Genomic DNA, 317 nt, shown 5'->3' with positions numbered 1-317 from the left:
AAGAGCCTGCTCACTTACTTTTTTTATGCCCCGTAACCGGCAGTAGCGAAGCCCGTGCAGCTCTTTTGAGTCTGCGAAGCTTCGCTCAACTTTTTCCTTCCTAAATTTATAAAGTTCTTTTCCTGATCTAGATAAGAGCATTATTAAGTTCCTCAAAATATTTGCGAGTCTCTACTTCTACCTCTTCCTATGTAAACTTATGTTTATTGGCATTTGCCTTTAAATGAGTTGAATCAGTAAATAAAACACGACCGCCTACCATTTTGTGATTCATTGCCTGAAGAACGATTTCATCAAAAATATCTTGAAAGATATCA

At 37.2% G+C, this 317-nt stretch carries 1 pseudogene; it reads right to left on the bottom strand.

The features are described 5' to 3' along the window. A pseudogene (locus tag M3234_RS29870) lies at positions 1-123 on the bottom strand (transposase); the annotation flags it as partial. Positions 124-317 lie beyond the last annotated feature (194 nt).

The sequence above is a fragment of the Neobacillus niacini genome, from assembly GCF_023715785.1.
Lineage (GTDB): Bacteria > Bacillota > Bacilli > Bacillales > Cytobacillaceae > Neobacillus > Neobacillus niacini_E.
The sequence above is the reverse complement of the archived record's forward strand: the minus strand, read 5'-3'. Positions and strand labels throughout refer to the sequence as shown.